The organism is Enterobacter sp. 940_PEND, from assembly GCF_001059415.1.
In the GTDB taxonomy this organism is placed as follows: Bacteria; Pseudomonadota; Gammaproteobacteria; order Enterobacterales; family Enterobacteriaceae; genus Enterobacter; species Enterobacter cloacae_M.
Window position 1 is genome coordinate 40,677 of record NZ_JUMS01000003.1, and the last position, 17,130, is coordinate 57,806.

The window sequence follows — 17,130 nt, forward strand, 5'->3', positions numbered from 1 at the left end:
ATTCGTGCAGCGCAACACGCGCTGCGAGGGTTAAGCCTGGGCTGCCAGGCTCACTTCTTTTGCCACCCGTTCCGTCGCATCAGGGATAGCGGCCGCGCGCGCGCGTTGCGCCATCTCCAGCAGTGCGTCTCTGTTCCAGCCCGCCAGGGTGGTGGCGACCGCGTCGGCGGTAAATTGTGGCTGCTCAAATATCTTCGCGGCGCCGGCTTTCTCAAGCGGCAGCGCATTCCAGTACTGCTGTCTGTCTTTGTGCTGGAACGGCACAAACAGGGCCGGCAGACCCGCGGCGGCGATCTCGCTCACCGTCAGCGCGCCTGAACGACAGACCACGACATCGGCCCAGGCATACGCTGCCGCCATGTCGTCGATAAACTCTGTGACTTTATGCTGCGGCTGGCCTTCGTCTGCGTACGCTTGCTCAACGGTCTGCTGAGCGCCTTTTCCGCTCTGGTGCCAGATCGTCACGGTATCCCCCAGCTTTGCGGCGACCTGCGGCATCGTCTGGTTTAGAATGCGAGCGCCCTGAGAGCCGCCGACGACCAGTACACGAACCGGCCCTTCACGGCCCGTCAGGCGAGCATCCGGCAGCGGCAGCGCCAGCACGTCGACACGCACCGGGTTACCCACCACGTCCGCTTTCGGGAACGCGCCGGGAAACGCCTGCATAACTTTGGTAGCGATTTTCGCCAGCCACTTGTTGGTCAGTCCGGCAATACCGTTCTGTTCATGCAGCACAACGGGAATGCCTAACGACCACGCCGCCAGCCCGCCAGGACCCGAGACATAACCGCCCATGCCCAGCACCACATCTGGCTTAAAGCGCTTCATGATGGTGCGCGCCTGACGCCAGGCGTTAAAAATACGCACCGGTGCCAGCAGTATTGCCTTGAGGCCCTTGCCCCGAAGGCCGGAAATACGAATAAAGTCGATCTCAATACCGTGCTTCGGTACCAGATCGGCTTCCATGCGGTCTGCGGTTCCCAGCCAGCGTACCTGCCAGCCCTGATCCATTAAATGGTGCGCAACCGCCAGTCCCGGGAACACGTGTCCACCGGTACCGCCTGCCATCACCATTAACCGCTTCGGTTGATTCATCGTGAACCTCGTGTAAACGCCTGGGCTTTTTCCAGACGCGTTTCATAATCTATGCGCAACAAAAACATGATGGCCGTCGACATAATCAACAGACTGGAACCACCATAACTGATCAACGGCAACGTCAGACCTTTGGTCGGCAGCATACCCGCTGCGGCCCCGACGTTAACCAATGCCTGGAAGCTAAACCAGATACCAATTGAACAGGCTAAGAATCCTGAGAAGCGGTGATCGATCTCCAGCGCTTTCCGCCCGATGGACATGGCGCGGAAAGCGACGAAGAATACCATTAATAGCGCTAATACCACACCGATATAACCCAGTTCTTCCGCAATAATGGAGAAGATGAAGTCAGTATGCGCTTCCGGTAAATACTCCAGTTTCTGTACCGAGTTACCCAGCCCCTGTCCCCAGACTTCACCACGACCAAAGGCCATCAGCGACTGCGTCAGCTGATAACCGCTGCCGAACGGATCTTCCCACGGGTTCCAGAACGAGGTTACACGGCGAATACGGTAAGGCTCGGCGAGGATCAGCAGCACAACCGCTGAAATCCCCATCCCGATGATAGCGATGAACTGCCACAGCTTCGCGCCCGCCAGGAACAGCATCGCCAGGGTGGTAACGAACAGCACGACAACGGTACCGAGGTCAGGCTGCGCCAGCAGTAATACCGCCAGCACCAGAATCACGCCCATCGGTTTTAAGAAGCCGCGCAGGTTGTTACGCACTTCATCTACCTTACGCACCAGGTAGTTTGCCAGGTAGCAGAACAGGGAGAGCTTGGTAAATTCCGCAGGCTGAATGCGCAGCGGGCCAAAGGCGATCCAGCGTGATGCGCCGTTAACAGAGCTCCCCACCACCAGTACGATCAGCAGCATAATAATCGAGGCGATCAGCATCGCCGTGCTGTGCCGCTGCCAGAACTCCATCGGCAGACGCAAGGTCACCAGCGCCAGGCAGAACGCCAGGATGATGTAAAGACCATCACGCTTGGCAAACAGGAAAGGATCGTTCGCCAGACGCTGCCCGACGGGCATTGAGGCTGACGTCACCATAATGAAGCCGACCGCCGCCAGCCCCATCGTGAGCCAGAACAGCGTGCGATCGTACATGACCAGGCTGTCGTTATCTTTTTGACGAGAGCCCATCACCCAGCCTTTGAGCGCCGCAAACACCCATGCCAGGATCCCAAATCCTGGCAGGCGCGGCATTTTCAGGCGAGGGAGAGATAAACGCATTAGCCTAACTCCTTCGCCAGGCGGGTAAAGACATCACCACGCTGTTCGAAATTCTTGAATTGATCGAGGCTGGCGCAGGCCGGAGAGAGCAGCACCATATCGCCTGGCTTCACGCGAGGGGCAATCAGCCGCATCGCCTGTTCCATGGTTTCGGTTTGCTCGGCAACCTCAGGGCGCAGTTCAGCCAGCTCGCTGCCGTCACGGCCGAAGCAGTACAGGCGGATGTTATCTCCGGCGAGATACGGCTTCAGGGAGGAGAAATCAGCTGATTTACCGTCGCCGCCCAGCAGTAAATGCAGGGTGCCGTCAACGTGCAGGCCATTCAGCGCGGCCTCGGTGCTGCCCACGTTGGTGGCTTTGGAGTCGTTGATCCAGCGCACGCCGTTGTGCTCCAGCGCCAGCTGGAAACGGTGCGCCAGACCAGAAAACGTGGTTAACGCTTTCAGGCTGGAGGAGCGCGGAAGTCCTACTGCATCCGCCAGCGCCAGCGCCGCCAGGGCATTGGTATAGTTGTGCTGACCTGAGAGCTTCATCTCTTTCACGTTCAGCACTTTCTCACCCTTCACGCGCAGCCAGGTTTCGCCCAGCTGACGGTTCAGGTGGTAATCGCCCATCGTGATACCGAAGCTAATACAGCGATCGTCTGCGCCACGCACCGGCATGGTTAGCGCGTCATCGGCATTAACAACGCAGACTTTGGCATTTTCATAAACGCGGAGCTTGGCGGCACGGTACTGCTGAAGACCAAATGGATACCTGTCCATATGATCTTCAGTCACGTTGAGGATCGTCGCAGCCGCAGTGTGCAGGCTGGAGGTGGTTTCCAACTGGAAGCTGGAAAGCTCGAGAACATACAGCTCGCAGCCTTTGTCCAGCAGCATCAGAGCGGGTAAACCAATGTTACCGCCAACGCCGACGTTCATTCCCGCCGCTTTCGCCATTTCCCCCACCAGGGTGGTGACGGTGCTTTTACCGTTAGAACCGGTAATGGCGATAACGGGCGCCTGCGCTTCGCGGCAGAAGAGTTCGATATCGCCGACAATCTCAACGCCCGCATCCGCAGCAGCGCTCAGCGAAGGATGCGCCAGCGCCATACCTGGGCTTGCGACAATCAGATCGGCTGCCAGCAGCCAGTCATCATTCAGACCACCAAGGTGGCGTTCAACCTGTTCCGGCAGTTTGTCCAGACCCGGCGGAGAGACACGCGTATCCATCACGCGCGGAGTCACGCCGCGCGCGAGGAAAAAGTCCACGCAGGAGAGCCCCGTGAGGCCCAACCCGATGATAACGACTTTTTTGCCCTGGTAATCTGCCATGATTAACGTACCTTCAGCGTTGCCAGGCCAATCAGCACCAGCATCAGCGAAATAATCCAGAAGCGCACAATCACGCGCGGCTCCGGCCAGCCTTTCAGTTCATAGTGGTGGTGAATCGGCGCCATACGGAAGATGCGCTGACCGCGCAGCTTGAAGGAACCGACCTGCAAAATCACCGACAGGGTTTCAACCACAAACACGCCGCCCATGATCACCAGCAGGAACTCCTGACGCAGCAGTACGGCGATAATGCCGAGCGCACCGCCCAAAGCCAGAGAACCGACGTCACCCATAAAGACCTGCGCCGGATAGGTGTTGAACCACAGGAAGCCCAGCCCCGCGCCGACAATCGCCGTACAGACGATCACCAGCTCACCCGCGTGGCGCAGATAAGGGATGTGCAGATAATTTGCAAAGTTCATGTTACCGGTCGCCCACGCCACCAGCGCAAAACCGGCGGCCACAAAGACGGTTGGCATAATCGCCAGACCATCCAGACCGTCGGTCAGGTTAACGGCGTTGCCGGTACCAACAATCACAAAGTAGGCCAGCAGGATGTAGAACAGCCCCAGCTGCGGCATCACGTCCTTAAAGAACGGCACGACCAGCTCGGTGGCTGGCGTATCTTTCCCGGCCAGATACAGCGCGAATGCCACGCCCAACGCGATCACCGACATCCAGAAATATTTCCAGCGCGCGATCAGGCCCTTAGTATCTTTGCGAACGACTTTGCGGTAATCATCAACAAAACCGATGATCCCGTAACCCACCAGTACCGTCAGAACGCACCAGACGTACGGGTTGGAGGGATACGCCCACAGCAGCACGGAAACGACGATGGCGGTCAGGATCATGATCCCGCCCATCGTCGGCGTGCCGCGCTTGCTGAAGTGCGATTCCGGACCGTCGTTACGCACAACCTGGCCGAAAGAGAGTTTTTGCAGACGGGCAATCATGCGCGGGCCCATCCACAACGAGATGAACAGCGCAGTCAGCAGGCTGACGATGGCGCGAAACGTCAGATACGAAAAGACGTTAAAGCCTGAATAATATTTGACCAAATGTTCGGCCAGCCAAACTAACATGTCCCGTTCTCCTGTAATGCGTGCACAACCTCTTCCATGGCGGCACTACGTGAACCTTTCACTAACACAGTCACAATTTGTTTTTCTGTAATCAACGCCTTAAGGCGCGCTATCAACGCGCTTTTATCAGCAAAATGCTCGCCAACGCCGCTGGCATGGCTAATCGCCTGGCTCAGTTTTCCTGCGCTCAGCACGCAGTCCAGCCCCGCCGCTTTCGCCGCTTCACCGACCTGGGTATGGCAGGCTTCGCTTTCGTCGCCCAGCTCTGCCATATCGCCCACCACCATGATGCGATAGCCCGGCATTTCAGATAACACCTGCACCGCCGCCGTCATTGAGCCAACGTTCGCGTTGTAGGAGTCATCCAGCAGCAGCTTGTTTTCCGAAAGCTGAATCGGGAACAGACGCCCCGGCACGGCTTTCAGGTTCGCCAGCCCGGTTTTAATCGCTTCATGCGACGCGCCCACCGCCGTCGACAACGCCGCCGCCGCAAGCGCATTGGCGATGTTATGGCGACCCGGCAGCGGCAGCAGCACATCAATGCCACCCGTTGGGGTGGTGAGGGTGAACTCCGTACCGTGCGACGTCACGTGGATATTGGTCGCGGTAAAATCACTGTTGGCCGCATTCGGCGAGAAGCGCCAGGTTTTACGCGAACCAATGATGCTTTGCCAGTTCAGCCAGTCGTTGTTGTCGGCGTTCAGGATGGCGATACCGTCATCCGGCAGGCCGGTATAAATCTCACCTTTGGCTTTCGCTACGCCTTCCAGCGAGCCAAAACCTTCCAGATGCGCCGCCGCGAGGTTATTCACCAGCGCGGCTTCCGGGCGAGTCAGGCTCACGGTCCAGGCGATTTCGCCCTGGTGGTTCGCCCCTAACTCGATCACCGCAAATTCGTGTTCTTTAGTCAGACGGAGTAATGTCATCGGCACGCCGATGTCATTATTGAGGTTGCCCGCGGTATAAAGCGTATTCCCGCACTGGCTGAGGATCGCCGCCGTCATCTCTTTCACCGACGTCTTGCCTGATGAACCGGTCAAGGCGACAACGCGAGTAGGGACCTGCTGACGAACCCAGGCGGCCAGCTCACCGAACGCGAGACGCGTATCTTTCACCACAATTTGTGGCAGATCGATATCGAGCCTGCGGCTGACGAGCAGCGCACCAGCGCCGTTCTCTTTGGCCTGTTCCGCAAAATCATGTGCGTCAAAACGCTCGCCTTTCAGCGCCACAAACAGACAGCCTGCGGTGATTTTACGGGTGTCCGTCGTTACGGCATCAATGGTCAGGTCTTGCCCGTAGAGGTCGCCCTGCAGAATAGCAGCGGCCTGGCTTAACGTGATGCTAATCATGCCACGACTCCCAGCAGGCGTGCTGCCGTTACGCGGTCCGAGTAGTCCAGACGGCGATTGCCAACGATCTGATAATCTTCATGGCCTTTGCCCGCCAGCAGAACAACATCATTCTCCTGCGCCTGCATGATGGTGTTGGTCACGGCTTCCGCACGCCCTTCCACCACGCGAGCGCGGCCCGCGTCCAGCATGCCCGCCAGAATGTCATTAATGATGGCGCGCGGCTCTTCGGTACGCGGGTTGTCATCGGTCACAACCGGAATATCTGCAAACTGCTCGGCAATAGCCCCCATCAGCGGGCGTTTGCCTTTATCGCGATCGCCGCCGCAGCCAAACACGCACCAGAGCTTCCCTGTGCAGTGCAGGCGCGCCGCCTCCAGCGCTTTTTCCAGCGCATCCGGCGTGTGGGCATAATCCACCACGACGGTCGGTTTGCCCGGCGCGCTGAACACTTCCATACGGCCGCAAACAGGCTGCAGACGCGCTGAGGTTTTCAGCAGTTCAGCCATCGGATAACCCAGCGCCAGCAACGTTGCCAGCGCCAGCAGCAGGTTGCTGACGTTAAAGGCGCCCATCAGGCGGCTTTCAATTTCACCTTCCCCCCAGGAAGAGGCAAAGTGGATTGTCGCCCCGCTGTCGTGATAATTCACCTCAACCGCCTTCAGCCAGCGGCCGTGGCAGTTCGGATTGATATGGTCTTCCATCGACACCGCAACCGCATCCGGCAGCTTCGCCAGCCAGCGGCGGCCCACTTCGTCGTCGGCGTTGATGATGGCTTGTCCGTAATGGTGAGTAGAGAACAGCAGCCATTTCGCGGCTTCGTAATGCTCCATATCACCGTGATAATCAAGATGATCGCGGCTCAGGTTGGTAAACACGGAAGCAGCAAATTTCAGCGCCGCGACGCGGTGCTGAACCAGACCGTGCGAAGAGACTTCCATCGCAGCAAAGGTTGCCCCCTGCCCTGCCAGACCGGCAAGCACATGCTGTACGTCTACCGCCGAGCCGGTGGTGTTTTCCGTCGGGCTCACTTTGCCCAGCAGGCCGTTACCCACGGTACCCATCACCGCACCGGTTTCACCCAGCAGCTGGGCCCACTGCGCCATCAGCTGCGTGGTAGTGGTTTTACCGTTGGTACCCGTCACGCCAACCAGGCGCAGCTGGTCGGAAGGTTCGTGATAAAAACGCCCCGCCAGCGCGGAAAGACGCTCGTTTAACTGGCTGAGATAGATGACCGGCACCCCGTGCATTTCACGGATCTCACCGTCGGTTGCCTCATCTTTGGCCTCAGCAATAATGGCAGCCACACCTTGCGCAATCGCCTGCGGGATATAACGACGCCCGTCCGCCTGATGACCGACCACCGCCACAAAAAGATCGCCAGAAGCAGCCACGCGGCTGTCCAGTACCATCTCTCGCAGTGCTCGCTCCGGTGCATTTGGCACCCACGGAGCGAGAAGGTCGCGCAAATTACGATCTGCCACCTGTACCCTCGCCTTGATTAATTACAAATTCACTTTTTTCGCCCGTCGCCAGCGCATCCGGTTCAATGTTCATGGTGCGTAACACGCCGCCCATGATAGCCCCGAACACAGGCGCGGAGACGGCGCCGCCGTAGTATTTACCCGCCTGTGGATCGTTTATCACGACCACCAGCGCAAAACGCGGATTGCTTGCAGGCGCTACGCCTGCGGTATAGGCAATGTATTTATTGATATAGCGGCCGTCCGGCCCTACTTTTTTCGCCGTACCGGTCTTGATGGCGATGCGATAACCTTTGATTGCCGCCTTCACGCCGCCGCCGCCGGGCAGCGCTACGCTTTCCATCATATGAACAACAGTACGGACGGTTGATTCCGGGAAGATACGCTCGCCGGGAACCGGTGGATCAACTTTGGTAATCGACAGCGGACGATAAACGCCATAGCTGCCGATTGTTGCGTAGACTCGCGCTAACTGTAACGGTGTCACCATTAGCCCGTAGCCGAAAGAGAAGGTGGCCCTCTCTATGTCAGACCACCGTTGTTTTTGAGGATATAAGCCACTGCGTTCTCCGACCAACCCCAAATTGGTCGCCTTTCCAAGCCCAAAACGTGAGTAAGTCTCTACTAACGCTGAGGACGGCATCGCTAACGCCAGCTTTGAAACACCGACGTTACTCGACTTCTGCAACACCCCGGTCAGGGTCAATTCGCTGTAGCGCGCCACGTCTTTGATTTCGTGGCCGTTAATTCGGTATGGAATGGTATTCAGTACGGTGTTTTCATTGACGATACCGCGCTGGAGTGCAGTCATGACTACCATCGGCTTAACGGTCGAACCCGGTTCGAATACGTCGGTGATGGTACGGTTACGCATAACATCCTTCTGCGTACCGGTGAGATTGTTAGGGTTGTAGGAAGGGCTATTGGCCATCGCCAGCACTTCACCCGTGTTGACGTCGACTAACACGGCACTGCCCGATTCCGCTTTGTTGAAGGCCACGGCGTTGTTCAGCTCGCGGTAAACCAGCGCCTGCAAGCGCTCATCGATACTCAGCGCAAGGTTGTGTGCGGCCTGGCTGTCCGTAGAGGAAATATCCTCGATCACGCGACCGTAGCGGTCTTTACGCACAATGCGTTCGCCCGGCTGGCCGGTTAGCCATTTATCAAAGCTTTTTTCGACGCCTTCAATCCCCTGGCTATCTACGTTAGTAAAGCCAATGAGGTGAGCAGTCACTTCGCCGGAAGGATAGTAACGACGAGATTCTTCACGCAGATGGATCCCCGGCAGCTTCAATTTTTTGATGTAGTCTGCCATGTCAGGGTTCACCTGACGTGCCAGATAGATAAACCGCCCTCGCGGGTTCGTATTTACGCGTGAAGCTAACTGGTCAAGCGGCATCTTCAGCGCGTCCGCAAGGGCCTTCCAGCGGTTATCAAGCGTGATCCCGCCAGCATCATGCAGTTCTTTAGGATCGGCCCAGATCGCCTTCACCGGCACGCTCACCGCCAGCGGACGACCCGAACGGTCGGTGATCATCCCGCGGGATGTCGACACTTCCTGGACGCGCAGGGAGCGCATGTCGCCCTGGCGCACCAGCATGTCAGGGGCGATGATTTGCAGCCAGGCCACGCGTCCCAGCAGAAAACCCAGAGCGAGTAAAATGCAGCCGCAAAGCAACGCAAAACGCCAACTGACAAAGTTGGCCTGTTCTTCCTGACGTTTTGGTTTTAGCGTTTTTGCCGCTGCTTTCATGCGTCGCGTTTTCCCTTATTTTTGTACTACGATATTTTCCTGCGAAGGATCAACATGCTGCAGTTGCAGCTTTTCCGTTGCGATCCGTTCAACCCGGCTGTGATCGCCGAGCGCGTTTTCTTCAAGGATCAGATTTCGCCATTCAATATCCAGCGCATCGCGTTCCAGTACCATCTGCTCGCGTTGCGCAGTCAATAAACGTGTATGGTGGGCGGTGGTCACCACCGTAACTGCCGTGACAATGATGCAAATGAACAGACAGAGTGGCAGTTTCCCAAACCGCAAAAGATCGTCGCCGATCACGCCAGGCAAGGCATGGCGCTCGTTGCTTCCTAACGAATCCTTAACTTTGCTTAGGGTCTCTGTCACTCTGCCGATCATGCGTTCGTCCTCTCTGCAACACGCAGCACTGAACTACGGGCGCGTGGATTCTCTGCCACTTCTTCTTCGCCCGGCATCAACTTGCCTAATGCTCGCAACTGACGGCCACCCAGCTTCCTGAGTTGTTCTTCCGTCATCGGCAGCCCCGCTGGCACCTGTGGACCGCGGCTTTGTTCACGCATAAAGCGTTTCACAATACGGTCTTCCAGCGAATGGAAGCTGATGATGGATAACCGCCCACCCGGGGCCAGCACGTCGAGCGAGCTTTTTAGCGCCAGCTCTATTTCCTCCAGTTCACTGTTTACCCAGATGCGAACCGCCTGGAAGGTACGGGTCGCGGGATGTTTGTGCTTATCCTTCACCGGTGTCGCCGCCGCGATCACCTCAGCCAGCTCTTTGGTGCGGGTCATTGGCTCAATGCGATTGCGCTCAACGATGGCGCGCGCAATACGTTTGCCAAAGCGCTCTTCGCCAAACGTTTTGATGACCCATGCTATGTCTGCTTCGTCAGCGGTCTGTAACCACTCAGCGGCAGACTGACCGCGCGTCGGGTCCATCCGCATGTCCAGCGGACCATCACGCATAAAGGAGAAACCACGTTCAGCATCATCAAGTTGGGGTGAAGAGACGCCAAGATCGAGAAGAATCCCGTCGATCTTGCCCGTCAGGCCACGCTCGGCAACATATTCCGCGAGCGCAGAGAAAGGTCCATGCACGATGGAAAAGCGTGGATCATTGATGGTCTGTGCAACGGCAATTGCCTGCGGATCGCGATCGATTGCCAGCAGACGTCCTTCCTCTCCAAGCTGGGAGAGAATCAAACGTGAGTGACCACCGCGACCAAACGTGCCATCAATGTAGATGCCATCCGGACGAATATTCAGACCGTTAACGGCCTCGTCCAGTAACACCGTTTTATGTTTATAATTTTCCATCATATTTATAGAGACAAGTCCTGCAGCCGTTCCGATAATGTCGCGGAATCAGACTGCTCAGCGTCGATATCTTCCTTGACCTGTTGATACCAGGTCGTTTCATCCCACAGTTCAAACTTGTTGAACTGCCCGACCAGCATCACTTCTTTGGTCAGACCGGCATGTTGCCGCAACACAGGCGCAATCAGTAATCGCCCTGCGTTATCCATCTGACATTCACTGGCATGTCCCAATAAAAGCCGCTGCACGCGGCGTTCCTGCGGGTTCATGCTCGACAGTCGCGACAGCTTTTGCTCAATAATTTCCCATTCAGGCAAGGGGTAAAGCAGCAGGCAGGGGGAGTTAATGTCAATGGTGCAAACCATTTGACCCGCAGCGTTCTCAATCAGCTGGTCGCGGTATCGGGTTGGTACCGATAAACGCCCTTTGCTGTCGAGATTGACTAACGTAGCTCCACGGAACATGCCAGTCTCACCCCTCCTCACCACTTTAACCCACAAATTCCCACCTAAAGGAGTTTACGGAGCGAGGGAAAAGCTTGTCAAGCCAGGACTCTCCCTATAAGGACCCGAAAGCCCTCTATTTACAGAGATAAACAGTCCTGGTTAATAACTGCACAACTGGCGAGGCAAAATTAACGTTATGAATATTTGTAAGAAAAAAACCGAATATGCACACTAGCGTTAAAGCTCACTCAATATCATCGCAGATAAATATAAAGTGTCAGTTTGCGACGCGGGCAGCATTTTATGACAGATTCTCAGGGGATAACAGCGCCAGATTCACTCGGGCACCCGGTAAGCGCGGCGGTTGCCACGTAAGCTGACAAAGGAGGAGGAAAAACGTCTGAATATTCATCGGCCGAAGAGGGTTTGTAACAAATTAATACAAAGATAGCTGTTTAAAATCGCCCGGACGTTCTTTAAAGGGCCAATTTAAAAGCCAGAATGAATTAAGAAAATAGGTGATTAGGATTTCTCAAGAATTATCCTAATTTCTCTCCGGGAATTATGCGCACGAATTATCGCAACAAAATGGGGCAGATTTCGCCGCCCCAGTCATTTCATTTTTGGCGGCTTAAAATTCCGCGATGGTAGAGATTACGTTTGATCCGCGTCAGGCCCGGCTTCGGTTTGCGCGGCTCATCCAGGCTTGCCAGCACAATCTCCAGCACGCGTTCAGCCACATCGCGGTGACGCTGTGCTACAGCCAGCACCGGGCACTGGAGGAAGTCGAGCAACTCGTTATCCCCGAACGTGGCAATCGCCAGATCGGAGGGCAGTTTACCTTCACGGCGTAAGGTCACATCCATGACACCCTGCAACAGCGCAAACGAGGTGGTGAACAGCGCCTGAGGCATTGGGTGCGTTTCCAGCCATTTTTCGAACAGCTGCGCCGCGGCTTCACGCTCGTAGCTATTGGCATAGAGGTAGTGGACCTCGCGCGGATCGTCTTTCCAGGCGGTTCTGAATCCCTGCTCGCGCAGGAAGCTCACGGAAAGCTCGGGTAACGCGCCAAGATACAGCACTGTCTCTGCGGGGAACGTTCTCAGCTCTGCGGCCAGCATTTCTGCATCATCCTGATCCGCACCCACGACGCTGGTGAAATGCTCGCGATCGAGCGCGCGATCCAGCGCAACGATTGGGAACGGGTCGTTCGCCCAGCGCTGGTAGAACGGATGCTCTGGCGGCAAGGAGGTCGACACGATGATTGCATCCACCTGGCGCTGGAGCAGATGCTCAATGCAGCGCATCTCGTTGTCGGGCTGGTCTTCCGAGCAGGCAATCAGCAATTGATAGCCGCGCTGGCGCGCCTGACGTTCAAGATAGTTGGCGATACGGGTATAGCTGGTGTTTTCCAGGTCAGGGATCACCAGACCAATAGAGCGGGTACGCCCGGCACGCAGACCGGCTGCGACAGCATTCGGATGGTAGTTATGCTCACGAACCACCGCCATAACTTTTTCAACGGTCTTGTCGCTGACACGGTACTGCTTTGCTTTACCGTTAATCACATAGCTGGCCGTTGTTCGTGACACGCCGGCTAGCCGGGCGATTTCATCCAGTTTCACAATTGCCCCTTAAAAAAAGAAAAGAGTCCATGGCCCTGTCAAGGTTATGGTTAAATCTTTTAACATCTAAACGCAGAAAAGCCTTCGCGGCAACCGCTTTTATCTGCGTTGTCGGCTGATTACGCAAAAAAAAGCCCGGCTTTGGTGACCGGGCAGAAAGAGGCGAACCTTTTTGACAACTAACGCATGATTTTCTCGCCGCGTGACAGACCCACAACCCCCGATCTCGCGACCTCGACAATTTTTGCGACATCCCGCACGGACGCCAGGAAAGCATCCAGCTTGTCGCTTGTACCGACCAGCTGAACCGTATAAAGAGAAGGCGTGACGTCGATAATCTGGCCGCGGAAAATATCCGCATTGCGTTTGACTTCATCACGCCCGTAGCCGCTGGCCTGGATTTTCACCAGCATGACCTCACGTTCAACGTAGGCACCCTGCCCTAGCTCGCTCACGCGCAGTACGTCGACCAGCTTATGCAGCTGTTTTTCAATTTGCTCAAGTACTTTGGCATCGCCGACGGTTTGGATCGTCATGCGCGACAGCGTCGGGTCTTCCGTCGGGGCAACGGTCAGGCTTTCAATGTTATAGCCGCGCTGCGCAAAAAGGCCAATGACGCGCGACAGTGCGCCAGACTCGTTTTCCAGTAAAACAGATAATATCCGGCGCATATCAGGTTCTCTCCGTTTTGCTTAACCACATTTCATCCATACCACCACCACGAATATGCATCGGATAAACGTGCTCGGTTCCATCAACAATCACATCCATAAAGACGAGGCGGTTGTTTTTAACGTGCTCAAGCGCCTGTGCGAGCTTCGTTTCCAGCTCGGCCGGATCGGTCACCCGCATGCCTACGTGGCCATAAGCTTCAGCAAGACGAACAAAATCCGGCAGCGATTTCATATAGGACTGTGAGTGGCGGCCAGAGTAGATCATATCCTGCCACTGCTTGACCATACCGAGATACCCGTTATTCAGGTTCAGCACCAGTACCGGCAGTTCATATTGCAGCGCGGTAGACAGCTCCTGAATATTCATCTGAATACTGCCGTCCCCCGTCACGCAGACGACGGTTTCATTCGGCAGCGCCAGCTTCACGCCCAGCGCGGCAGGCAGACCAAATCCCATGGTTCCTAAACCACCGGAGTTGATCCAGTGTCGCGGTTTATCAAACGGGTAATACAGGGCGGCAAACATCTGATGCTGCCCCACGTCTGAGGTCACGTACGCCTCACCTTTCGTCAGTCGCCACACCGCTTCAATGACCGCCTGCGGCTTAATGTTTTCACTTTGCGTGTCATATTTCAGGCACTGACGCGCGCGCCACTGTTCAATCTGCTGCCACCAGTCGCGGATCTCATCCAGCGGCTGGGTTACACTCTCCTGGGTCAGCAGGTCCAGCATTTGCTCCAGAACCTGACGGGCATCGCCGACGATCGGCACATCAGCCGACACCGTTTTTGAAATTGACGTTGGATCGATATCAATGTGCAGCACGGTGGCGTTCGGACAATACTTCGCCAGGTTGTTAGTGGTGCGATCGTCAAAGCGCACGCCGACGGCAAAGATCACATCGGAATGATGCATTGTCATGTTGGCTTCATAGGTACCGTGCATACCCAGCATCCCCAGCGCCTGACGATGGGTGGCAGGGAACGCCCCCAGCCCCATCAGCGACGACGCAACGGGAAGGTTAAGCTTTTCAATCAGTTCACGAAGCTGGGCTTCACAGGCAGAGTTGATCGCCCCGCCACCGACATAGACCACCGGTTTTTTGGCGGCCAGAAGCGTTTGCAACGCTCGCTTGATCTGACCTTTATGCCCCTGCGTTGTGGGGTTATAAGAGCGCATGCTGACCGATTCCGGCCAGACATAAGGCAGCTTGTTTGCCGGGTTGAGAATATCTTTAGGCAGATCGACCACCACCGGTCCCGGGCGTCCGCTCGCCGCCAGCCAGAAGGCTTTTTTCAGTATGCCGGGAATGTCTTCTGTTTGCTTGACCAGAAAGCTGTGCTTCACAACGGGACGCGAAATCCCGACCATGTCGCACTCCTGAAACGCATCGTAGCCAATCAGTGAGGTTGCCACCTGCCCGGAGAGGATCACCAGCGGAATGGAGTCCATATAGGCCGTCGCAATGCCGGTAATGGCGTTTGTCGCGCCGGGGCCGGACGTGACTAATACCACGCCCACTTCACCCGTCGCACGTGCCAGGCCGTCAGCCATGTGTACCGCCGCCTGCTCGTGACGTACCAGAACATGGTCAATGCCCCCAACCGTATGCAGCGCATCATAAATATCGAGGACCGCACCGCCAGGGTAGCCGAACACTTGCTTTACGCCCTGATCGATCAGCGACCGAACGACCATTTCCGCGCCAGACAACATCTCCATGCTTTGCCTCCAGGCATTTTGTTATAGACGGACTGCCGAATTCATTTCCGCACCGTCTTACGATTGGGATAAACCAATCTTATATTTTGCAGAGTGTTCTTTACCTTAACCGCTCGTTATGAGGCAGGCAATTAGCAAACCCGGTGAGATAAACGCTGCGTAAAGCAGAAAAAGCAGCCGTTATCAGAAGATATGGTTAATTCCTCTGGGAATAGAGGATGGGGTGATAAATCATCGCTGAAAACCGCGACAATGCAGGAAATCATCTATTTTTGCGCGCCAGAGAGCAGTCAGAAAAAAAGATTCACAGAACAAAATATCAAGTATCCAGAAAAACTCAGGATAAATCACATAAACCAATGCGATTTATCCTGATGCGTTTACCGGCGGCAGATGCCAACCAGCAACTCTTCCATCCACTGATGTCCTTTATCCCGGCCCGCCGCTTCATGCCAGGAAAGATAACAGGTACGGCTATTTAGCTTGAGCGGCAGAGGCAAAATTTGCAGATTTAAAGGGTCAGAAAACTCTTCTGCCAGCCAGCGTGGCGCAATTGCCACCAGCTGTGTCTGGGAAACCACGTTTAATACGCTGACCATGGCCATGCCCTGATAAGCCACGCTCGCCTGTTTATCCGCAGTGTCATACCACGGCAGGCTAAAGGAAGCATATCTGTCGAGCGCAACAACGGCGTGCTGCTCGTTATAAACATCGTTTTCTCGCAGCGGAGAATTCAGGCGCGGGTGTTTTTTACTGGCGACCAGAACCATTTCATCTTTAAACAGCGGCACGCAGGAAAATTCCGGACGACGGAACTCTTCATATCCCAGAACGAATTCAATCTCCTGATAGCGTAACTGATGTTCCGTGTTTTGATTCAGAGATGATTTAAAAACAAGATGGATATTTGGTGCGATCTCTTCAACTTTATTATAGATAATTGACGTTAAATAATTATCTAATGGGCTGCAGACACAAAGATGAAATACGCGCTCGCTGCTTAAAGGTTCAAAGCCCGATCCCGGCAGCTCATTTTGGACCAGTTGCAACGCCTGGCGGATGGAGCCGAACAGCTGGAATGCGCGTGCCGTAGGCTGGATCCCCCTCCCGTAGCGAACAAATAATTCGTCGTTAAACATGAGCTTAAGTCTAGCGACGGCATTACTCACCGCAGGTTGTGACATCCCCAACGCTTGAGCCGCGCGGGTGATATTCTGTTCCTGCATAACCGCATCAAACACCGTCAGAAGATTCAGATCCACCGTGCGTAACTGCGGTTTAATCCCATCAGTAGCTTGAGACTGTTTAATATTATTTTCTGGCACTTCTGACTCCACTGTCACGCTACACTCCTTTGCCAACGTACTGTAATAATCTCGAAAAATATGATTTATCATGCAAATACGATCAGCGAAAGAGAATTATTTAAAATTCGGAATATATAAAGACTCTATACTAACGAAAATTAATGAGCAAAAAAGATATGTTTGACTTTAGGATCTGAATGAAACCATAAACCAAACAAATATACAATTGCCATCAGGTTAATGATGACTTAAGCATTATTAAACTGTTATTGCTATCTCCCTACAGTTAGTTAACAACCTGTTATCTCTGTTCGTTTTTTAGCACTCATAAATAGATTCACTGCATTTATAACTTAATGATATCCAAACTCTTTAAGCATAAAGCATCCTCTTCATGACATTTCACTCATTTTTAAACAATTATATTCATTTGTTTCTGCAACTCTTTTCTTAAGTCCAAAATTAGACAATTAGTCGGGCAGGGAAAGCTAAAACCAGCACAATTAGCTAAAGTGAATATCCTGTTGATTCCGTCTGTCGGGCCCGTTTTCATCTTCAGGGGTTGACATGAACAGCCGTATCCAGTACCACTAAAAGCATATTGAATTTAACGGAGCACGATTCATGACACGCACCATTCGTTTCACCGGTCTACTACTACTAAACGCATCCACTGTGCGCGGTAGACTGGCGGGCGAAATTCAGCGTTGAAT

Annotated in this window: 15 protein-coding genes; 1 reads left to right on the forward strand and 14 read right to left on the reverse strand. The window is 54.8% G+C overall.

The features are described 5' to 3' along the window. Window positions 1-30 precede the first annotated feature (30 nt). The 14 genes from murG to leuO form a co-directional block, all read right to left on the reverse strand. Complete coding sequence (gene murG / locus ADJ24_RS00850) at window positions 31-1,095, reverse strand: undecaprenyldiphospho-muramoylpentapeptide beta-N-acetylglucosaminyltransferase (protein WP_023310396.1); 1,065 nt, start codon at window positions 1,093-1,095, stop codon at window positions 31-33. After that, the gene (gene ftsW / locus ADJ24_RS00855) at window positions 1,092-2,336 is read right to left on the reverse strand and encodes a cell division protein FtsW (RefSeq protein ID WP_023310395.1); all 1,245 of its coding nucleotides are present in this window, start codon (window positions 2,334-2,336) and stop codon (window positions 1,092-1,094) included. Before ftsW ends, murG begins: the two co-directional genes overlap by 4 nt. Then, entirely contained in the window at window positions 2,336-3,652 is a 1,317-nt protein-coding gene (gene murD / locus ADJ24_RS00860) for a UDP-N-acetylmuramoyl-L-alanine--D-glutamate ligase (RefSeq protein ID WP_023310394.1), read from the reverse strand. The genes ftsW and murD overlap by 1 nt, the downstream gene beginning before the upstream one ends. Window positions 3,653-3,654: 2 nt before the next feature. Then, on the reverse strand, window positions 3,655-4,737 hold the full coding sequence (mraY, locus tag ADJ24_RS00865) for a phospho-N-acetylmuramoyl-pentapeptide-transferase (protein ID WP_008501985.1): 1,083 nt from the start codon (window positions 4,735-4,737) through the stop codon (window positions 3,655-3,657). Continuing rightward, window positions 4,731-6,089, reverse strand: coding sequence for a UDP-N-acetylmuramoyl-tripeptide--D-alanyl-D-alanine ligase (murF, locus tag ADJ24_RS00870; protein ID WP_023310393.1), 1,359 nt, complete (start codon window positions 6,087-6,089; stop codon window positions 4,731-4,733). Before murF ends, mraY begins: the two co-directional genes overlap by 7 nt. Further along, a complete protein-coding gene (gene murE, locus ADJ24_RS00875) occupies window positions 6,086-7,573 on the reverse strand; it encodes a UDP-N-acetylmuramoyl-L-alanyl-D-glutamate--2,6-diaminopimelate ligase (RefSeq protein ID WP_023310392.1) in 1,488 nt (495 codons plus the stop codon). Before murE ends, murF begins: the two co-directional genes overlap by 4 nt. Beyond that, complete coding sequence (locus tag ADJ24_RS00880) at window positions 7,560-9,326, reverse strand: peptidoglycan glycosyltransferase FtsI (protein ID WP_023310391.1); 1,767 nt, start codon at window positions 9,324-9,326, stop codon at window positions 7,560-7,562. Before ADJ24_RS00880 ends, murE begins: the two co-directional genes overlap by 14 nt. Window positions 9,327-9,341: 15 nt before the next feature. After that, window positions 9,342-9,707, reverse strand: a complete 366-nt coding sequence (gene ftsL, locus ADJ24_RS00885) for a cell division protein FtsL (RefSeq protein ID WP_008501989.1) — start codon at window positions 9,705-9,707, stop codon at window positions 9,342-9,344. Continuing rightward, window positions 9,704-10,645, reverse strand: coding sequence for a 16S rRNA (cytosine(1402)-N(4))-methyltransferase RsmH (rsmH, locus tag ADJ24_RS00890; protein WP_023310390.1), 942 nt, complete (start codon window positions 10,643-10,645; stop codon window positions 9,704-9,706). The genes ftsL and rsmH overlap by 4 nt, the downstream gene beginning before the upstream one ends. A gap of 2 nt (window positions 10,646-10,647) precedes the next feature. Further along, window positions 10,648-11,106, reverse strand: coding sequence for a division/cell wall cluster transcriptional repressor MraZ (mraZ, locus tag ADJ24_RS00895; protein ID WP_021240528.1), 459 nt, complete (start codon window positions 11,104-11,106; stop codon window positions 10,648-10,650). Window positions 11,107-11,705: 599 nt separating this feature from the next. Beyond that, window positions 11,706-12,713 carry a catabolite repressor/activator gene (cra, locus tag ADJ24_RS00900; RefSeq protein ID WP_008501993.1) on the reverse strand — a complete coding sequence of 336 codons (1,008 nt, stop codon included), beginning with the start codon at window positions 12,711-12,713 and terminating at the stop codon, window positions 11,706-11,708. A gap of 179 nt (window positions 12,714-12,892) precedes the next feature. Then, window positions 12,893-13,384: an acetolactate synthase small subunit gene (gene ilvN / locus ADJ24_RS00905; protein WP_023310389.1), complete on the reverse strand. Its 492-nt coding sequence runs from the start codon at window positions 13,382-13,384 to the stop codon at window positions 12,893-12,895. A 1-nt stretch (window position 13,385) separates the two neighbouring features. Continuing rightward, window positions 13,386-15,110 carry an acetolactate synthase 3 large subunit gene (ilvI, locus tag ADJ24_RS00910; protein WP_023310388.1) on the reverse strand — a complete coding sequence of 575 codons (1,725 nt, stop codon included), beginning with the start codon at window positions 15,108-15,110 and terminating at the stop codon, window positions 13,386-13,388. Window positions 15,111-15,490: 380 nt separating this feature from the next. After that, entirely contained in the window at window positions 15,491-16,435 is a 945-nt protein-coding gene (leuO, locus tag ADJ24_RS00915) for a transcriptional regulator LeuO (protein ID WP_029741223.1), read from the reverse strand. 606 nt (window positions 16,436-17,041) lie between these two features. Here leuO and leuL point away from each other — a divergent pair. Then, window positions 17,042-17,128, forward strand: coding sequence for a leu operon leader peptide (gene leuL / locus ADJ24_RS25780; RefSeq protein WP_071786497.1), 87 nt, complete (start codon window positions 17,042-17,044; stop codon window positions 17,126-17,128). The last annotated feature ends 2 nt before the right edge of the window (window positions 17,129-17,130 follow it).

What these genes read in the sequence shown, in the direction of transcription:
- murG (WP_023310396.1), bottom strand. Translation starts at nt 1,095, where the DNA reads ATGAATCAACCGAAGCGGTTAATGGTGATGGCAGGCGGTACCGGTGGA.
- ftsW (WP_023310395.1), bottom strand. Translation starts at nt 2,336, where the DNA reads ATGCGTTTATCTCTCCCTCGCCTGAAAATGCCGCGCCTGCCAGGATTT.
- murD (WP_023310394.1), bottom strand. Translation starts at nt 3,652, where the DNA reads ATGGCAGATTACCAGGGCAAAAAAGTCGTTATCATCGGGTTGGGCCTC.
- mraY (WP_008501985.1), bottom strand. Translation starts at nt 4,737, where the DNA reads ATGTTAGTTTGGCTGGCCGAACATTTGGTCAAATATTATTCAGGCTTT.
- murF (WP_023310393.1), bottom strand. Translation starts at nt 6,089, where the DNA reads ATGATTAGCATCACGTTAAGCCAGGCCGCTGCTATTCTGCAGGGCGAC.
- ADJ24_RS00880 (WP_023310391.1), bottom strand. Translation starts at nt 9,326, where the DNA reads ATGAAAGCAGCGGCAAAAACGCTAAAACCAAAACGTCAGGAAGAACAG.
- ftsL (WP_008501989.1), bottom strand. Translation starts at nt 9,707, where the DNA reads ATGATCGGCAGAGTGACAGAGACCCTAAGCAAAGTTAAGGATTCGTTA.
- rsmH (WP_023310390.1), bottom strand. Translation starts at nt 10,645, where the DNA reads ATGATGGAAAATTATAAACATAAAACGGTGTTACTGGACGAGGCCGTT.
- mraZ (WP_021240528.1), bottom strand. Translation starts at nt 11,106, where the DNA reads ATGTTCCGTGGAGCTACGTTAGTCAATCTCGACAGCAAAGGGCGTTTA.
- ilvN (WP_023310389.1), bottom strand. Translation starts at nt 13,384, where the DNA reads ATGCGCCGGATATTATCTGTTTTACTGGAAAACGAGTCTGGCGCACTG.
- ilvI (WP_023310388.1), bottom strand. Translation starts at nt 15,110, where the DNA reads ATGGAGATGTTGTCTGGCGCGGAAATGGTCGTTCGGTCGCTGATCGAT.
- leuL (WP_071786497.1), top strand. Translation starts at nt 17,042, where the DNA reads ATGACACGCACCATTCGTTTCACCGGTCTACTACTACTAAACGCATCC.